Origin of the sequence: Microbacterium sp. Se5.02b, from assembly GCF_019464375.1 — a bacterium.
Classification (GTDB): Bacteria; Actinomycetota; Actinomycetes; order Actinomycetales; family Microbacteriaceae; genus Microbacterium.
Map to the genome: position 1 here is coordinate 883,472 of NZ_CP080491.1, position 16,380 is coordinate 899,851.

Sequence of the window (16,380 nt, forward strand, 5' to 3'; positions counted from 1 at the left end):
GGTCGGTTCTCGCAAGACAGCGGATGCCGCGACCGAGGTCGGCCGCGGCATCCGCTGTGTTTCAGGTGGCTACTCCGCTGCGGGAGCGGGGGCAGCGGGTGGCGGGGTGGTCGGTGTCGAGACGCGCGGTGCGGGCGGCGTGGCCTCCGCGACGCCTGCGCCGATGCCGCGGCCGACGGCCTGGCCCTGGATGATGCCGGCGAGGTCGAGCCCGGTCGCCGAGTGCACGCTGTCGAACACGGAGCGCAGGGCCTTGGCGCTGTCGGCACCGACGACGTTCGAGGCGCCGTCGTCGCCCGAGCCGCCGATGATCGACACGTTGCCGATCGCCGCATAGCCCTTGGAGAACTCGGCCATGATCGACGGGAGCACTTCGAGCACGCGCTGCGAGAGGAAGGCGTCCTGGTTCGAGGCGATGGCCTTGGCCTCGGCTTCGAGCGAAGCCGCGCGGGCGTCACCTTCGGCACGGATGGCGTCGGCCTCGGCGTTGGCGCGGAGGCGGCGGGCCTCCGACTCGGCCTCGGCCTGGGCGCGCAGAGCGTTCGCCTCACCGCTGGCCTTCGCGATCGCCGCGGCTGCTTCACCCTCGGCGCGAGCCTTGTCGGCCTGCGCCTGCTGCTCGGCGATGCGGGTGCGGGCCTCGGCCTGCTTGACCTGCTCGATCGCGGCAGCCTCGGCGGCGCGTTCGCGGGTGTAGAGCTCGGCCTGGGCGCGTGTCTCGGCCTCATACCGCTGGGCATCGGCGACGCGCTTGACGTCGGCGTCGAGCTGGGCCTGCTTGTTCTCGGCCTGCTGCTGCAGCACGGCCTGCTCCGCCTGGGCGCGGGCGAGTGCCTCCGCCTGCTCCGCCTCGGCACGTGCGCGACCGATGCCCGAGTCGGCGTTGGCGGTGTTCGTGTCGAGCGCGGTCTGCTCGATCAGGTTGGCTTCCTGGTTGGCGATGTTCTTCTGATTGATCGCGCGGTCGGCGTTGGTCTGCGAGATCTCGGCGGACTGACGCTTGGCCTGGATCTCGGGAGCACCGAGCGACTGGATGTAGCCGACCTTGTCGGTGATGCCCTTGATCTGGAACGAGTCGAGGATCAGGCCCTGCTCGGCGAGCTCCTGCGACACGTCGGCGGCGATCTGGTCCGAGAACTTCTTGCGCTCGCGCATCAGCTCGACGACCGACAGGGTGGCGACGATGCCGCGGAGCGCACCTTCGAGCTGCTCGGTGGTGAACTGCTCGATGGCCTTGTCCTGCGAGGCGAATCGCTCGGCGGCGCGGCGGACCAGGATCGGGTCGGATCCGATCTTCACGATCGCGACACCGTCGACGTTCAGGGTCACACTGTCGAGCGACTGTGCTTCGGCGTTCAGGGAGACCTGACGTGAACGTAGCGAGATGATCTCGTGACGCTGCGTGATCGGATTCACGAGCGACTTGCCGTTCACGATCACGGTGACCGGCGACTCCGACATCTCGGACCTGCTCGAGCCGTCGGCCGAGAGCACGGCGGTCTGCACCTTCTGCTTGCGCCCCGAGATGACGAGCGCCTCGTCGGCGCGAGCGACCTTGATCCAGCTACGCGCGAACAGCAGCAGGATCAGCAGCAGGACGACGGCGACGACGACCGCGATTCCCACGATGACGAGGATGCCGACGATTCCGGCGATCTCCATGAATGACCTCCCTGGTTCCCCCCGAGGGGGCGGTCTGACGTGCCCGCGCTCAGTGCGGGCGTACGCGAACCACCCTGCCAGAAAAGAGCGGAGCCCGTTCTCGCGGGGTCGGCAGCCGGGGATCGGCGTCAGCGGGAGCGGAGCTTCTCCGCGAGGTCGCGCAGCGCGCGCAGCTCCTCGTCGTCCAGACGCGACATGCGGTCGGCTATCGAGCGGCCGTGCACGGTGGCGAGTGAGCGGAACGCCCGCGCACCCTCGTCGGTCGCACGGATCAGCGCGCCGCGGCCGTCGTCGGGATCGGCGCATTTCGCCACGAGTCCGCGCGCGACCATGCGGTCGACGAGGCGCGAGACGCTGGGCTGGCTGATCAGCATGTTCGAGGTGATGTCGCGCAGCCGCGCTGTCATGTCGGGGGAGCGGGTGACCGTCAGCAGCACGTCGTACTCGGCCTGCGCGAGATCGCTGTCGTCGAAGTCGGTCATCATCTCGGTGAACAGCTCGTGCTGCGCGCGGAACAGGCTCTCCCAGGCCTCGAGGGCGAGCTTGCGATCGGTCATCCCCTCAGAATACTGGGAACAGTAAAGGGCCGGTCGGAGAGGCTCCCGACCGGCCCTTGTCCCTTGCACCAAGAGTGTCCTGCAATCACATGCGGTGGATGCCACAGCAAACATTCACCGTGCGATCACTGTATAACGGCGAGGTAACGAATGCAACGGTTTGATCACGGAGTTTTCCGGAGCGGACAGACGTCCACCGTGCGGCCGCGACGGACGACGTGGCGATCCTGCCCAGCGCGCGCGATCGGGTGCAGGCTGTCATCATCCAGGTGGTGGTGAGCCACAGGGCTCGAGAAGGGATCAAGATGTCATCTCGTTCCGGTGATGCGAGCAGGCAGGGACGTCGCTCCGAGAGGGAGCGGCGGCGGAAGAACCGGCCCTCGTCCGACATGCCCGTGGGACAGGTGCGGGAGTGGGTGTCGTCCTACGTCTACGGGAACATCACCGTCTTGAGCGCGGCGATCGCGGTGGGGCCGGAACAGATCCGCCATGGCGCGGCGGTGTGGGCGGTCCTGGCGACGGGGATCCTGACGTTCCTCGCCCATGTGCTCGCCCACGTGGTGGCACACGGGTACGGAGAGACCGCGGACGAGCGGGAACCCGAGGCACGCCGCGAAACCCTCCGCGAAGTGCTCGGCACCGCTCGGCCGATCGCCACGTCGGCCCTGATCCCCGCCGCGCTCTATGCCGTCGCGTGGATCGGGTGGCTGCCGGCCGGCTGGATGCAGACCGCCGCGATCGTCGTCCTCGCCGTCCGCATCGCCTTCGTGGGGATCTTCCTGCGGCGAATGAGCGGCACCACGCTGACCTTCGGCGCGCTGTGGAGCGGAGTGGTACTCGCTCTGGTCGCCTCCGGCATCGGAATCGCCAAGGTGCTGCTCACGCACTAGACGTCGCCGCGCCGCGTCCCCTGAGAGCCGGCCCGATCGGGGCCCGACGCCTCGGCATGCGGGGCGTCGGGCCGTCGCGATCGGCTCGGTCGCGACGCTCAGGGGCGGACGAGGACCTTGAGGCTCTTCCGCTCGTCCATGTCGCGGTAGCCGGCCGGAATCCCGTCGAGGTCGGTGACCGCGTCGAAGACCTTGCCCGGTTCGATGGCGCCGCCGAGGATGTCGGGCATCAGCTCGTCGATGTAGGCGCGGACGGGCGCGGGCCCACCGGCGAGCCGGATGTTGTGGCGGAACAGGCTGCCGAAGCCGACAGGTGCGTCCTCGTACTGCGGAACGCCCACGCGGCTGATGACGCCTCCGGGTCGGACGACGCCGACGGCCTGCTCGTAGGCCGGCATGTGCCCCACGGCCTCGAGGACGGCGTGGGTGCCATGGCCGCCGGTGAGCTCGCGCACCCGGGCGATGCCCTCTTCGCCGCGGTCGGCCACGACGTCGGTGGCGCCGAACTCGCGGCCGAGGTCGGTGCGGGTCCGGTGGCGGCCCATGAGGATGATCTGCTCCGCGCCGAGACGCTTCGCCGAGAGCACGGCCAGGAGTCCGACCGCTCCGTCGCCGATCACGGTCACGCGGTCGCCGGGCTTCACGCCGGCCATCTTCGCGGCGTGGTAGCCGGTGCCGAACACGTCCGCGAGGGTCAGCAGCGAGGGCATCAGTGCGGAGTCCGCCGCGACGGGCAGCTTCACGAGGGTGCCGTCGGCGAGGGGGACCCGCACCGCCTCGGCCTGGCCGCCTTCGTCGGGGATGCCGTCCCAGAACCCGGCCTCGTGATGGATGCAGGAGGTCTGCAGGTTCTCTCGGCAGAACTCGCACACGTCGTCGGAGATCGCGAACGGCGATACGACGAGGTCGCCCTTCTTCAGGGTCGTCACTGCGGATCCGACATCTTCGACGATGCCGATGAGCTCGTGCCCCATCCGGGTGGGGCCGTGCTCGGCGGTCATCGAGTGGTACGGGTGCAGGTCTGACCCGCAGATGCAGGACGCTGTGATGCGCACGAGGGCATCGGTGGGGTTCTTGATGGTGGAGTCGGGGACGTTCTCGATCCGGACGTCTCCGGCGCTGTACATGAGGGTGGCGCGCATGGTGTTTCCTTCTCTTCTGGTGGGGGGTGCCGCGGCGATCAGGCGTCGCGTCGGCGGAGGACGGCGAGGGCGATGGTGGGGATGAGAGTGAGGGCGACGATCACCGTGCCGATCGTCGCGGGTCCGTGGATCCCGAGCGGGCTGGACAGTGCGGCACCGGCGAGAGCGGATCCGACCGCGGTGCCGACGTTGAACGCCGACACGGCGAGGGCCGAGCCGAGCGTCGCCGCGTGGCCTGAGGCGCGGACGGCGAGGTGGATGAGGACCCCGTTGGCGCTCAGGCCGAACAGCCCGAGCAGCACGACCAGGACGATCATCATGGCGGGTTCTCCGGTGCTGATGCTGATGCCGGCGAGGATCGCGATGGTGACGGCGGGCGTGAGCACCGTCACGAGGCCGGGGCGGTCGTCGCCGAAGCGGCCGCCGAGGATCGTGCCGATGAGCGATCCGACCCCGAAACCGGTGAGGACCAGGGGAATGGCGGAGGCGCTGACACCGGCCTGCTCGGACAGGATGGGCGCGATGTAGGAGTACGCCGCGAGCACGCCGCCGGTCGTCGTCGCACACGCCAGCAGGGCGAGCCACAGGCGTCTCGAGCGCAGCCCCGCGAGTTCGGTCTTCAGGGAGGTCGCCGGGGCGGAGCCGTCGTGTGCGGGAACGAGCCTGGCGACGAAGAACGTCGCCATCGCGGCGGCGACCGCGAGGAACCAGAAGGTGCCCCGCCATCCGGTCGCCTGTGCGATGAACGCACCGATCGGCACGCCGAGCACCGTGGCCAGTGCCCCTCCCGCTGTGACGATTCCGAGCGCACGTGCACCGGCGGCGGTGCCCGCGGCACGCGTGGCGACGACCGCGGAGACCGACCAGAATGCGCCGGTCGCGAATGCGGTGACGAACCGCGCGCCGAGCAGCACGGCCAAGTCGGAAGCGAGTGCGACCACGATGTGACCGGCGACGAAGACGAGCATCGCGACGATGAGGGTGAGGCGTGCCGACATGTGCATCGTCAGGAGCGCCATGAGCGGTGCGCCGATGATCATCCCGACGGCGAACACGGTGATCAGGCTCCCCGCCTGGGCGAGCGGGATCCGCAGGTCTGCCGCGACCTCGGGCAGTATCCCGGCGACGACGAACTCCGTCGTCAGCATCAGGAAGGTCCCGAGCGCCAGGACGTACACCACGAGGGGCAGGCGTCTGCGTTCGGGTCCGGCGGCATCGCGCGCCGGTGCGGCGAGGGTGCGGGTGCTCTCAGTGGTCATTCGGCGGGGGTGTCCTCTCCGCTGCGGGTCTCGCAGCGCGAAGACCATCACACCGCCGATCCTCCAGGCGCGGGAGGTCGCATGTATCGGGGGAGAAGCTCTCCCCCCGCAGCCGCGCGTGCGGGGGTTTACCGTGGGGTTCATGGACACCCCGAGTTCCAACCGAGACGACATCCGGGACTTCCTCGTCAGCCGGCGCGGGCGGCTCACGCCCGAACAGGTCGGGCTGCCCTCCGGAACACGCCGTCGTGTTCCCGGTCTGCGCCGCGAGGAGGTCGCGGTGCTCTCCGGCGTCAGCACCGAGTGGTACACCCGGCTCGAGAAGGGGCACATCTCCGGCGTCTCCGAAGAAGTCCTCACCGCCGTCGCCCGCGCGCTGCACCTCGACGACGACGAGCGGGCCTACCTCTTCGACCTCGCCAAGGCCGCCCGCCCCACGATCCGCCGCGCCCCGCGGCCCCGAGACGGGGCGATCCAGGGACCCGTGCAGTGGCTGATCGACTCCGTCGGCATGTCGGCGGTGTTCCTCCGCAACGGTCGTCTGGATGTGCTCGCGACCAACGCTCTGGCTCGAGCGCTCCATGCGCCGCTGTTCGACAGCCCGACGGTCGTCGGCGGGCGTGCGAACTTCGCCCGGTTCCACTTCCTCGACCCCGACGCCAGGGACTTCTTCGTCGACTGGGAGGGCGGCGCCTCGGCGACCGTCGCCCTGTTGCGCGCGGAGGCCGGACGCGAGCCGGACGACCGTGCGCTTCGTGAACTCATCGGCGAACTGTCGACCAGCAGCCGCGACTTCACGCGACTCTGGTCATCGCACGAAGTCCGCACCCGCCATGAGGGGCTGAAGGTGCTCCAGCATCCGGTCGTGGGTTCCATCGAACTCACCTACCAATCGGCAGAGCTCGCCGACCGCACCCGCGCCGCGCGCACGCTGAACCTCTACACCGCCGAGCCGGGGACACCGCACGAGGATCGCCTCAAGCTCCTCTCGAGCTGGGCCGCCGCCGACGTCGCTGACCGCGACAGCGTCACGCCCTGATCGGCGCCGAGGGGGATCTGCCCGCGGTCATCGTCACCGGATCCACCGTGGGACCACAGCCACCATGATCACCATCACGACGAGTTCCACCAGCGTCTGGGTGACCACGACGAGCGGAGCGAGCGCGAAGGCCTCCGGCAGGGCGAGCGCGAGCGGGAGCACGACGAGTGAGTTCCGGGTCACGCCGCTGAAGACGACCGCTCGGCTGCCGGGCGCATCCAGCCGCGCGATGCGGGCGAGGATCGCGCCCAACGGGGCGAGGATCAGGGCGAACCCGAGGAACACGGGCACGACGAGCGCGAGCTGCCAGACCTCATCGCTGACGCTCGATATCTGAGACGCGACGATCGTGGCCAGAGTGAGCATCATCACGGGCACCATGGCGGATGCCGATGCCCGTTCCACACCGCGCGCGAAGAGGACCCTCGCGGCGAACAGCTGCGTGAGCGCGGCGAGCACGAGCGGCAGCACGATCAGCAGCGCGAACGCCGCCAGGAGCGGGCGGGGATCCAAAGCACGCGTCGCCTCGGAGCCGACCATGACCGTCAGGAAGACCGGAAGCAGCACCATCTGCAGCAGCATGAGCAGGGGAGTGGCGGCAAGGAGTCTCGTGCGGTCGCCGCCCGCCAGCCCCGCGAAGACGATGACATAGTCGACACAGGGCGTCAGCAGCACGAGCAGCACTCCCAGCAGGATCCCCGCATCTCCCGCGACCGTGCGACTCAGCCCGAATGCGACCACCGGCGCCACCACGAAGTTGAGCACGAGGGCCACGACGAGGAAGCGTCGGTCGGCGAACGCCCGACCGATCGCGGCGAACGGCACCCCGAGGAACGTCGCGAAGAGCAGAACGCCGAGAAGTGGAGTGATCGCCGTCTCCAGAGGCGCGGCCAGCCACGGCGCGAGAAGCCCGACGACCCCGCCGACGACGATGGCTCCCGCATACAGCGCCACCTGATTCCGCTCTCCCCACGCCACCATTCAGCGATCATCTCGTGTCGATACGGTGTTTTTCACGGTCGTGCGCCTTCGGAATGCGATACATTGCATTGTAGGTAGAACTTCAGGCTCTACTACGACGTCGTACTCGAGTGGAGGACATGTGGCACTCTCAGGCGGACCTCTCGAGCGCAGGTCCATGAGCGACGAGGCGTACGCGCGTCTGCAGGACGCGATCATCAACGGCGAGCTGCGCCCGGGCGAGCGTCTGCGCGACTACGAGCTCGCGGAGCGGCTCGGAACGTCGAAGACGCCCATCCGCCATGCGCTGGATCGCCTCGCGGATCACGGTCTCGTCGAGATGCAGCGCAACCGGTACACCCGCGTCGCGCCCATCGACCTCGACCGCGTCCGCAACGCCGTCGATCTCTTCGGAGACATCTGGATCGGGTCGGTGCGTCACGTCATGCCGCTGATCCAGGACGACGACGTCGCCTACCTGATCGACCTCACCGACGAGATGTCGGCCGCGGGCAAGTCCCGTGATGTCGCGAGGTTCGGCGCAGCCCTGCGCAGTGCAGCCACCGGCTTCGCGCGTATCGAGGGCAACGCCGCACGTGCCACGATCATCGAACGACTGGGGCCGCAGATCGGCCGGTTCAGCCAGCACGCGAAGGATGCGTTCGACTGGGACACCGTCGACGCGTTCGTCGTCGCCATCCGTGAGGCGATCACCGAGCGCGATGCCGTGAAGACGCGAGCAGTGCTCGTCACCCTGTTCGACGAAGCGCTCCCTGCGAGCATCGATCGCGCAGAAGAGCAGAACCTGATCCAGTACGACGAGGACTGACGTCGACGGGTCGCCCCGCACGAGGGAGTTCCCGGCGAATCCACAGGAAGCGCAAAGGGTCGTCTCCTAACCTGGAGATCCCAAGGGGAGTACTCCGATACGGTCGGGTCGTCATTACGGATGCACGTCGCATCCCGGGCCACCGGTTCCTGGTCAGGAATGGAGAAGACTTTGGCGGTGCTTTCGTACCCCGAGTCTGGAGTCCCCGTTTGGATATCACCCCGCTGATCTGGATCATCACGATCGCGATCACGATCGCCTTCTTCGTCTACGAGTTCTTCGCGCACGTGCGCACACCCCACGAGCCGACGATCGCGGAATCGGCGCGGTGGTCGATCTTCTACATCAGCCTCGCGCTGCTGTTCGGCGTCGGCATCGGCATCTTCTCCGGCTGGACGTACGGCGGTGAGTACTTCGCCGGGTACCTGACCGAGAAGGCCCTGTCGATCGACAACCTCTTCGTCTTCCTCATCGTGATGACCGGCTTCGCCGTGCCCAAGAAGTACCAGCAGAAGGTGCTGATGATCGGCATCGTGATCGCCCTGATCCTGCGCGGTATCTTCATCGCGGTCGGTGCGACGTTGATCGAGAACTTCTCCGCGATCTTCTACCTGTTCGGCGCGCTGCTCCTCGTGCTCGCCTACCGCCAGGCGTTCAGCAACCATGAGAGCAACCCCGCCGACGGACGGTTCATGACCTTCGTCCGTCGTCACCTGCCCGTGAGCGACGAGTACAACGGCGACAAGCTGACCGTCGTCAAGAACGGCAAGCGCTTCGTGACGCCGATGCTGCTCACCATCATCGCGATCGGCTTCATCGACCTGGTGTTCGCGGTCGACTCGATCCCCGCCATCTACGGCCTCACCGATCAGGCGTACATCGTGTTCACCGCGAACGCCTTCGCGCTCATGGGACTGCGTCAGCTGTACTTCCTCATCGGCGGACTCCTCGAGCGTCTGGTGTACCTGGCGCAGGGCCTCGCCGTGATCCTCGCGTTCATCGGCGTCAAGCTCGTCCTGCACGCGCTGCACGTCAACGAACTGCCGTTCATCAACGGCGGCCAGGGCGTCGAGTGGGCGCCCGAGATCCCGATCTGGTTCTCGCTGCTGTTCATCGCCGCGACCATCGCCGTCGCCACCGTCGCGAGCCTCATCAAGACCCGGCGCTCGCCCGACGCCATCACCTCACAGACCGACACCACCCCCACCCAGAAGGAGCACTCTTGAGCGCGCAGCGCTGTTCTGACTCTTCGGACTCTGACAGTACGAGCGCCCGGTTCACGCCGGGCGCTCACCCCGCCACAGAGGAGGGAGCCCGCTGATGGGCGACCTGCTCTGGAACATCGCCCTCGTCTTCGTGTTCGTGCTGATCGGCGGTGTCTTCGCTGCGACGGAGATGGCGCTCGTCACGCTGCGCGAGAGTCAGATCAACGCGATCGGCCAACGGGGCCGCCGCGGCGCGAAGGTCGCCGCGCTGGCGCGGAACCCCAACACCTTCCTCTCGGCCGTGCAGATCGGCGTCACGGTCGCCGGCTTCGCGTCGGCCGCGTACGGGGCGACGTCGATCGCACCCTCGCTCGCGCCCGTGCTCGAATCGTGGGGGCTCGCGCCCGCGCTGTCGCTCACCCTTGCGACGCTGGTGCTGACGCTCGTCATCGCCTACCTGTCGCTCGTGCTCGGAGAGCTCGTGCCGAAGCGCCTCGCGATTCAGCGCAACGCGCAGTTCGCCTACGCGGTCGCGCCCGCGCTCAACGGATTCGCGACGGTCATGCGCCCCGTGATCTGGCTGCTCTCGGTGTCGACCAATGCCCTCGTGCGGCTGCTCGGCGGAGACCCGCACAAGACCAGCGACGAGATGACCGACGAGGAAGTGCGTGACATCGTCGCCAGCCACCAGGGACTGCCCGACGATGAACGCCGCATCCTCGACGACGTGCTTTCCTTGCGGGGACGACAGGTCAGCGAGGTCATGCGTCCGCGGCCCGAGGTGGTCGCCCTCGACGAGGCCGCGGGCATCGGCGAGGTGCTCGCTCAGGTGCGCGACCTCCCCTACTCGCGCTACCCCGTCTCGAACACCTCGATCGACGACATCACCGGATTCGTGCATGTGCGCGACCTGTTCGAGGCGGCCGCCGATGATCCCGCTCGTCCGTTGAACACCCTCGTTCGAGACATCCCGTACATCCCGTCGAGTGCACGGGTGCTGCCCACGCTCACGCGGATGCGGGCCGAGGGGCATCACATCGCGGTCGTGGTCGACGAATACGGCGGGACCGACGGCCTGGTCACCCTGGAAGACCTCGTCGAAGAGGTGGTGGGCGAGATCTTCGACGAGTACGACGCCGAGGTGTTCTTCTCGGCCGACGAGGGACTCGACGGGCGCCTCAACCTGCAGGACTTCGAGGAGGCGACCGGGTTGGCGATGCCGCGCGGCTCGTCGGACACCATCGCCGGGTTCGTGACCGAGCAGCTGGGCCGCCTCGCCGTCGTCGGCGACACCGTCGAGGTGCCGGGCGCGACGATCCAGGTCGCGGAGGTCGACCGCCGGCGCATCTCTCGCGTGCGGGTCACGCCGCACACGAGCCCGGAGCCTGCGGGCGCGACCGACGCCTGACCAGCCTCAGCCGGGGACGCCGCCGTCATCGCGGCGGACCCGGCTGCCGAGGTCGGTCAGCCCCGCCGTCAGGATGTCGACGAGCAGGCGGGCATATCGTCCGTCGGGGTCGAGATCGGGGTCGAACACCGTGATCGAGATGCCGACCGCGTGCGGCGCCAGCTCCTGCAACAGCGTCGTGAGCTCGGGCGCGCGGATCCCCCGGGGTCAGGGCTGTCGACCGCGGGCATCACCTCGGGATCGAGCACGTCGACGTCCACCTGGAGCCAGTAGTCGGGGCCGGCCACGGCGGCGGCGTCGGCCGCTACCCTGGCCGCACCGCGTTCGATGATGTCGGATGCGGGAGTGACGCGACCGAGGAAAGCGCGCACCTCCTCCTGGTCTTCGTCGTCGCTCCGGTGCCCGATGTGCGCGGTGCGCTCCGGTGCGAAGTAGGGACTGCGTCCCTCGATGTCGGCGATCGCCGGCCAGTGCCGGCCGACGGCCGCGGCGAGAGCCTCGCCGGCGACGCTCGCGCACTCGTCACTGTTGCCGGGATGGCGGAAGTCGGTGTGCCCGTCGACGTGCACGAGCCCGACGCCTCCGCGGCGGGCGACCGCGAGCCCTGCCCCGAGCAGGATCGCGCAGTCACCGCCGAGCACGACGGGGGCATCACCGCGATCGAGCGCCGCGCCGATGCGGGCGGCCAGGCGCAGGGAGTGGTCGATCGTCGCACTTTCGTTCCGCACCAGGCCGGGTGGCCTCGTGGCGTCGTCGTCGACGTAGCGACCGGCGAGGACGACGCCGGAGTCGGTGGCGCCGAGCGCGGCGAAACGCGCGTGCAGCCCGGCTTCGCGCAACGCCTCCGGGGCCTTCGCGGCGCCGGGGACGCTGCCGGCCTCCGGCGGCCGGAGCCCGAGGTTGGAGGGAGCGGAGAGCAGAGTGATCATGGCTCCAGCGTGCCTCGGGGTCGGACATTCGCTCGGGTCACGCCGGGAAGCGCACCCCGGTGAGCCGTTCGGCCGCGGCCCACACTCCGGCGCCCGTCGCGGGGGATCGCACGAGGTCGGACGCGGCGACACGGGTCGGTGCACCGCGGAACTCGAGCAGACCGCCCGGTCCCCAGTAGTCGCCGTTCGAGACGTCGGTCGAAGCGGTCGCGTGCACGATCGGCAGCGCACCGTCGTCCTTGCCCTGGACCAGGACGCGGGTGGGCGCCGCCAGCACGCGGAGGGCGCCCGACACCTCGGCGAGGCCAGGACGCTCCGGCGTGAGCGGGTCGACCGCGTAACCGGGGTGCGCGCAGGCGGCAGTGCGCGATGACCCCGACCAGCGCCGGGCGAGTTCGAAAGCGAACGCCATGAGCGCTGCCTTCGACATGCCGTACTGACGGAGCGAGGATCCGCGCCACGGAGCCTCGATGCGTGCGGGATCGAGTCGCGCGAAACGGTGGGCGAGGGAGCCGACCGCGACCACTCTGGCGTCTGGGGTGAGAAGCGGCTCCAGGTGTGCGATCAGCGCGAAATGCCCGAGGAAGTTCGTACCGACCATGAGATCGAACCCGTCACCCGTGCGCTGCGCGGGATCCGCCGCCTTCACTCCCGCGTTGCAGACGACCGCGTCGAGGGGCCGGCCGAGGTCTGCGGCCGCCTGGGCCACGCTGTCGAGGGCGCCGAGGTCGAGCGGGAGCACGCGCAGGTCGGCGTCCGGCACCTCGCTGCGGATCGCCGCCTCCGCCGTGTGCGCGCGCTCGGAGGAGCGGCACCCGAGGATCACGCGGGCTCCGCGTCGCGCGAGCTGCTCCGCGCACCAGTAGCCGATCCCCGCATTCGCACCGGTGACGAGGACCGTGCGATCGCGAAGGTCCCCGAGCGGGGGAGAGGCAGCTTCCATTCCCCCAACCTAGGCGGCACGGGTCCTGCGCGCACCGAGGGGGAGCACGACCGCGTCGTCGGACTCCCCACCGGTCGATCAGCGGATCGCGTACACCGCGCTGCCGACGATGATGGCGACGGCGGTCGTCCAGCCGATGATCGCCAGTGCCTGCCAGAACAGGATCCGGGCCTTGCCGATGCCGGATGCGGCGAGCATGGTCGCCGTGAACTGAGTCGGCAGCAGCAGTGGCCCCAGCAGGCTCACGCCGGGGACGCCGTAGCGCTCGAACGCCCGCTGGAACTTCTCGCGACGGGGAGTGCGGGCCGTGTCACCCACCTCCACCGCCGCGTCTTCGGTGCCGCCGCCGGCGAGGGCCGCCGTCTTCGCACGCGACCGGTTCACGACCGCCTGGCGCGCGCCGGAGCTCGCGAGGACGAGTACGGCGACACAGAGGAAGTTGCCGACCATCGCGGCGATCGCGGCGACCACGGGCGGGATTCCGCCGATGATGCCGATGCTCACCGCGCCCTCGCCCTCGATGAACGGGATCGCGCCGGCGAGCGCGACGATCAGCGGCTGCAGAAGCTCGGGGACCTGGGCGACCAGGTTCTGGAAGGTCTCGATGAGGTTCATGGGATGCTCCCGGATGTCGGTGCGGACGGTGTCTCCGTCGCGATGACTCCAGTCCACTCGAGCGCGCCCCTCTGCGGCAGTGTCGAGCCGTCACCGCTTTCCGGGTGGATCGCCCGGCGCATCCGTGACAACTGTCACGGCCCTATCGTGGGAGCGTGAGCAGCCGCGTCGAGACCGTCGCCCCCGCCGACCTGAGCCCGGGGGCGCGACAGCTGTCCCGCGGGATCACGGCGACCTGGTGGTACACGGTGACCGCGGTGCTGTTCATCGAACTCATGCTCGTCGGCGCCTGGACGGGCATCGCCGTCGCGGTCGACCTGCGTGGCGGCAGCATCCTCGTCGTCGGTCTCGGCGGTGTGCTGTGGTGCGCGTCGACGCTGATGCTGCTCGTCGACTACCGTCACCGTGTCGATGCCGGGCCGGGAGTGGCCTGGGGGCGGTCGGCGGTGCCGTTCGTCGTCGCCCTCGGCTACGGGGTGACGGCCGGTCTGCTCGTGGGCAGCTGGCAGCTGGTCGCCATGCCGGTGGTGCAGTTCTTCGTGCTGCAGAGCTGGCCCCGCGGGGTGCGCGTGCGGGTCGTGATCGCGGCGACGTTCGTGCTCGTCGCTCTCGCCGTCGTCGATTCCGTGACCGGGCTCAGCTTCGGTCTGCCGTGGTGGGTTCCGGTCATCTACGGCGTGATGCTGCCGGGGATGAGCGTGAGCTCGCTGTGGTGGTGGGACGTGCTGGTCACGCTCGACCGCGCCCGTGCCTCGGAGGCGAAGCTCGCCGCGACCCAGGAGCGTCTTCGGGTGGCGACCGACGTGCACGACCTGCAGGGGCACCACCTCCAGGTGATCGCGTTGCAGTTGGAGCTGGCCGAGCGCCTGCTGCCGACCGACGCCGGCGCCGGGATGGCGCAGCTCCGCGCGGCGCGGATCAGCGTCGATGAGGCACGACAGGGGACGAGGGATCTCGCCACGCGCTTCCGGTCGGTTCCGCTCGGAGACGAACTGGCCAACGCACGAGACCTGCTGACCGCCGCCGGGCTCGACGTGGAGGCCGCGATCGACGCGCACGCGGACTCCGCGCCTGCATCCGCTCTCGGACCGGTGATCAGGAGACGACGACGAACGTCCTGCGCCACGGTGGCGGCCGACGCGCGCGACTCCTCCTCACACGGACGACCGGCGCCTGGCGCTACGAGATCGCCAACGATGCGGCACCCGACGCGGAGGCCGAGCGCGCCGGCTCAGGGCTGGACGGCGTGCGGCGACGTATCGAGGAGGCGCACGGTTCCCTCGAGGTGCGCCGCGACGCGGACGAGTTCGTGGTGATCGTCACCGTCCCTTCGGAGTCGGAGGAAGCGCGATGATCCGGGTGCTGCTCGCCGACGACGAGGCGATGATCCGTTCGGCGCTCGCCGCACTGCTGCGGTTGGAGGACGACATCGAGGTCATCGCCGAGTGCGCTGACGGAGAGCAGGCGGTGGCCGAGGCGCTGCGTCTGCTTCCCGACGTGTGTCTGCTCGATCTCGAGATGCCGGGCCTCGACGGCGTGCAGGTGGCCGAGAAGCTGAACCGCGCGATCGCGACGCGCTGCGTGGTCGTGACCCGCCATGCGCGTCCCGGCGTGCTTCGGCGCGCTCTGGCTTCCGGTGTGTCGGGCTTTCTGCCGAAGTCCCGTGGCGCCGACGAGGTCGCCGCCGTCATCCGCAAGGTCGCTGCGGGCGCGCGCTACGTCGATCCGGAGATCGCCGCCGATGCGCTGAGCGACGAGCGCTCGCCGCTCACCGACCGCGAGCTCGATGTGCTGCGTGCCGGTCGCAGAGGGGAGACGACGGGGCAGATCGCGCGTGCTCTCGCGCTCGCTCCCGGGACCGTGCGAAACCACATCTCGGTGATCCTGGGCAAGCTCTCGGTCGGGACGCGCCAGCAGGCGGTGCTCATCGCCGAAGAGCGCGGCTGGATCTGAGCCGATATGCTGGCGGGCATGGGAACAATATGCGCAGCGCCCGTGATGGGGCGCACCCTCGTGTTCCGCGACCGCCGCGCCTGACGGCGCGCTCGCTCTCCGCACGCATCTGCGCGCCGTCCACCGAGATGTCATCGCACCTCGGGACGGGCCGTCTCGTCGACGCCTCTTCGCGTCATCCGCTCCTCCGTGGTGCTCCGATCCTTCTTCTGGAGCGCACTCATGCCTCGTTCAATCCATGGCGGCCGTCACGAACTCGGCCAGAACTTCCTCATCCACCGTCCGACTCTCACCCGCATCACCTCCCTCGTCGACCGCACGTCGGGGGCGATCCTCGAACTCGGGTGCGGTGACGGGGCGCTCACCCGCAGGCTCGCGGAACTCGATCGACCTCTCGCCGCGATCGACATCGACGAGCACCGCGTGCGTCGGCTGCGCAGAGCCCTGCCGAGCGTGCAGCTCGATGTCGCAGACGCGACGCGCCATCCGCTCGACGCCGACGTCGTGGTCGGCAACATCCCGTTCCACGTCACGACCCCGATCCTGCGGCGACTGCTCTCGCACGGTCGGTGGAGCGAGGCCGTGCTGCTGACCCAGTGGGAAGTGGCCCGCAAGAGAGCCGGCGTCGGCGGAGGGACCATGATGACCGCGCAGTCGGCGCCGTGGTTCGCGTTCTCGGTGGAGGGCAGGGTCCCGGCGTGGGGCTTCTCGCCGCAGCCGAGCGTGGACGGCGGCATCCTGGCGATCACACGTCGGGGCTCACCGCTGGTCCGAGCATCCGATCGACGGGAGTACGAGGCCTTCGTCCGGGCGATGTTCACCGGGAGAGGCGCCACTCTGCCCGCGGTGGTCGCCGCTGCCGCCGGCATCCCGACCCGGCGTGCACGGAGCGTGGTGGCGATGGCGGGAGCGGCCGATCGTCGGCTTCCGCGCGATCTGCACCCCGAGCACTGGGCCGCCCTCTGGCATCAGGTGTCGCGCGGGTGACG

General features: G+C 69.5%; 16 protein-coding genes. 8 read left to right on the top strand and 8 right to left on the bottom strand.

The window, feature by feature from the left end:
- Window positions 1-69 precede the first annotated feature (69 nt).
- Window positions 70-1,662 carry an SPFH domain-containing protein gene (locus K1X59_RS04440; protein ID WP_183151945.1) on the bottom strand — a complete coding sequence of 531 codons (1,593 nt, stop codon included), beginning with the start codon at window positions 1,660-1,662 and terminating at the stop codon, window positions 70-72.
- A 128-nt stretch (window positions 1,663-1,790) separates the two neighbouring features.
- A complete protein-coding gene (locus K1X59_RS04445) occupies window positions 1,791-2,219 on the bottom strand; it encodes a MarR family winged helix-turn-helix transcriptional regulator (RefSeq protein ID WP_220173974.1) in 429 nt (142 codons plus the stop codon).
- A 389-nt stretch (window positions 2,220-2,608) separates the two neighbouring features.
- Here K1X59_RS04445 and K1X59_RS04450 point away from each other — a divergent pair, with 389 nt between their 5' ends.
- Window positions 2,609-3,109: a hypothetical protein gene (locus tag K1X59_RS04450; protein WP_183151946.1), complete on the top strand. Its 501-nt coding sequence runs from the start codon at window positions 2,609-2,611 to the stop codon at window positions 3,107-3,109.
- A gap of 98 nt (window positions 3,110-3,207) precedes the next feature.
- On the opposite strand, the gene K1X59_RS04455 is transcribed toward K1X59_RS04450, so the two are convergent.
- Together K1X59_RS04455 and K1X59_RS04460 are read right to left on the bottom strand one after the other, a co-directional pair.
- Window positions 3,208-4,251, bottom strand: coding sequence for an alcohol dehydrogenase catalytic domain-containing protein (locus tag K1X59_RS04455; protein ID WP_183151947.1), 1,044 nt, complete (start codon window positions 4,249-4,251; stop codon window positions 3,208-3,210).
- Window positions 4,252-4,289: 38 nt separating this feature from the next.
- Window positions 4,290-5,510, bottom strand: coding sequence for an MFS transporter (locus K1X59_RS04460; protein WP_183151948.1), 1,221 nt, complete (start codon window positions 5,508-5,510; stop codon window positions 4,290-4,292).
- A 142-nt stretch (window positions 5,511-5,652) separates the two neighbouring features.
- Here K1X59_RS04460 and K1X59_RS04465 point away from each other — a divergent pair, with 142 nt between their 5' ends.
- Complete coding sequence (locus K1X59_RS04465; RefSeq protein ID WP_183151949.1) at window positions 5,653-6,549, top strand: helix-turn-helix transcriptional regulator; 897 nt, start codon at window positions 5,653-5,655, stop codon at window positions 6,547-6,549.
- 33 nt (window positions 6,550-6,582) lie between these two features.
- Here K1X59_RS04465 and K1X59_RS04470 read toward each other — a convergent pair whose 3' ends face one another.
- Entirely contained in the window at window positions 6,583-7,530 is a 948-nt protein-coding gene (locus K1X59_RS04470) for an arsenic resistance protein (protein WP_183151950.1), read from the bottom strand.
- 157 nt (window positions 7,531-7,687) lie between these two features.
- On the opposite strand from K1X59_RS04470, the gene K1X59_RS04475 reads away from it, so the two are divergent.
- From K1X59_RS04475 to K1X59_RS04485, 3 genes are all read left to right on the top strand, one after another.
- Complete coding sequence (locus tag K1X59_RS04475) at window positions 7,688-8,338, top strand: GntR family transcriptional regulator (RefSeq protein WP_183151951.1); 651 nt, start codon at window positions 7,688-7,690, stop codon at window positions 8,336-8,338.
- 209 nt (window positions 8,339-8,547) lie between these two features.
- A complete protein-coding gene (locus K1X59_RS04480) occupies window positions 8,548-9,564 on the top strand; it encodes a TerC/Alx family metal homeostasis membrane protein (RefSeq protein WP_183151952.1) in 1,017 nt (338 codons plus the stop codon).
- A gap of 94 nt (window positions 9,565-9,658) precedes the next feature.
- Entirely contained in the window at window positions 9,659-10,951 is a 1,293-nt protein-coding gene (locus K1X59_RS04485) for a hemolysin family protein (RefSeq protein ID WP_183151953.1), read from the top strand.
- A gap of 68 nt (window positions 10,952-11,019) precedes the next feature.
- Here K1X59_RS04485 and K1X59_RS04490 read toward each other — a convergent pair whose 3' ends face one another.
- The 3 genes from K1X59_RS04490 to K1X59_RS04500 all read right to left on the bottom strand — a co-directional run bounded on the left by K1X59_RS04490 (window position 11,020) and on the right by K1X59_RS04500 (window position 13,438).
- A complete protein-coding gene (locus K1X59_RS04490) occupies window positions 11,020-11,880 on the bottom strand; it encodes an arginase family protein (RefSeq protein WP_258567076.1) in 861 nt (286 codons plus the stop codon).
- Between the two features lie 37 nt (window positions 11,881-11,917).
- Entirely contained in the window at window positions 11,918-12,823 is a 906-nt protein-coding gene (locus K1X59_RS04495) for an SDR family NAD(P)-dependent oxidoreductase (protein WP_183151955.1), read from the bottom strand.
- A gap of 78 nt (window positions 12,824-12,901) precedes the next feature.
- Entirely contained in the window at window positions 12,902-13,438 is a 537-nt protein-coding gene (locus K1X59_RS04500) for a small multidrug efflux protein (protein ID WP_183151956.1), read from the bottom strand.
- Window positions 13,439-13,593: 155 nt separating this feature from the next.
- On the opposite strand from K1X59_RS04500, the gene K1X59_RS04505 reads away from it, so the two are divergent.
- From K1X59_RS04505 to K1X59_RS04515, 3 genes are all read left to right on the top strand, one after another.
- The gene (locus K1X59_RS04505; RefSeq protein WP_258567077.1) at window positions 13,594-14,754 is read left to right on the top strand and encodes a histidine kinase dimerization/phosphoacceptor domain-containing protein; all 1,161 of its coding nucleotides are present in this window, start codon (window positions 13,594-13,596) and stop codon (window positions 14,752-14,754) included.
- Window positions 14,755-14,788: 34 nt separating this feature from the next.
- Window positions 14,789-15,391 carry a response regulator transcription factor gene (locus K1X59_RS04510; RefSeq protein ID WP_220173975.1) on the top strand — a complete coding sequence of 201 codons (603 nt, stop codon included), beginning with the start codon at window positions 14,789-14,791 and terminating at the stop codon, window positions 15,389-15,391.
- A gap of 222 nt (window positions 15,392-15,613) precedes the next feature.
- Window positions 15,614-16,378 carry an rRNA adenine dimethyltransferase family protein gene (locus tag K1X59_RS04515; RefSeq protein ID WP_183151958.1) on the top strand — a complete coding sequence of 255 codons (765 nt, stop codon included), beginning with the start codon at window positions 15,614-15,616 and terminating at the stop codon, window positions 16,376-16,378.
- The last annotated feature ends 2 nt before the right edge of the window (window positions 16,379-16,380 follow it).

Bases quoted from the DNA above. Each gene is read 5' to 3' on its own strand.
- K1X59_RS04440 (WP_183151945.1), bottom strand. From the start codon at position 1,662: ATGGAGATCGCCGGAATCGTCGGCATCCTCGTCATCGTGGGAATCGCG.
- K1X59_RS04445 (WP_220173974.1), bottom strand. From the start codon at position 2,219: ATGACCGATCGCAAGCTCGCCCTCGAGGCCTGGGAGAGCCTGTTCCGC.
- K1X59_RS04450 (WP_183151946.1), top strand. From the start codon at position 2,609: ATGCCCGTGGGACAGGTGCGGGAGTGGGTGTCGTCCTACGTCTACGGG.
- K1X59_RS04455 (WP_183151947.1), bottom strand. From the start codon at position 4,251: ATGCGCGCCACCCTCATGTACAGCGCCGGAGACGTCCGGATCGAGAAC.
- K1X59_RS04460 (WP_183151948.1), bottom strand. From the start codon at position 5,510: ATGACCACTGAGAGCACCCGCACCCTCGCCGCACCGGCGCGCGATGCC.
- K1X59_RS04465 (WP_183151949.1), top strand. From the start codon at position 5,653: ATGGACACCCCGAGTTCCAACCGAGACGACATCCGGGACTTCCTCGTC.
- K1X59_RS04470 (WP_183151950.1), bottom strand. From the start codon at position 7,530: ATGGTGGCGTGGGGAGAGCGGAATCAGGTGGCGCTGTATGCGGGAGCC.
- K1X59_RS04475 (WP_183151951.1), top strand. From the start codon at position 7,688: ATGAGCGACGAGGCGTACGCGCGTCTGCAGGACGCGATCATCAACGGC.
- K1X59_RS04485 (WP_183151953.1), top strand. From the start codon at position 9,659: ATGGGCGACCTGCTCTGGAACATCGCCCTCGTCTTCGTGTTCGTGCTG.
- K1X59_RS04490 (WP_258567076.1), bottom strand. From the start codon at position 11,880: ATGATCACTCTGCTCTCCGCTCCCTCCAACCTCGGGCTCCGGCCGCCG.
- K1X59_RS04495 (WP_183151955.1), bottom strand. From the start codon at position 12,823: ATGGAAGCTGCCTCTCCCCCGCTCGGGGACCTTCGCGATCGCACGGTC.
- K1X59_RS04500 (WP_183151956.1), bottom strand. From the start codon at position 13,438: ATGAACCTCATCGAGACCTTCCAGAACCTGGTCGCCCAGGTCCCCGAG.
- K1X59_RS04510 (WP_220173975.1), top strand. From the start codon at position 14,789: ATGATCCGGGTGCTGCTCGCCGACGACGAGGCGATGATCCGTTCGGCG.
- K1X59_RS04515 (WP_183151958.1), top strand. From the start codon at position 15,614: ATGCCTCGTTCAATCCATGGCGGCCGTCACGAACTCGGCCAGAACTTC.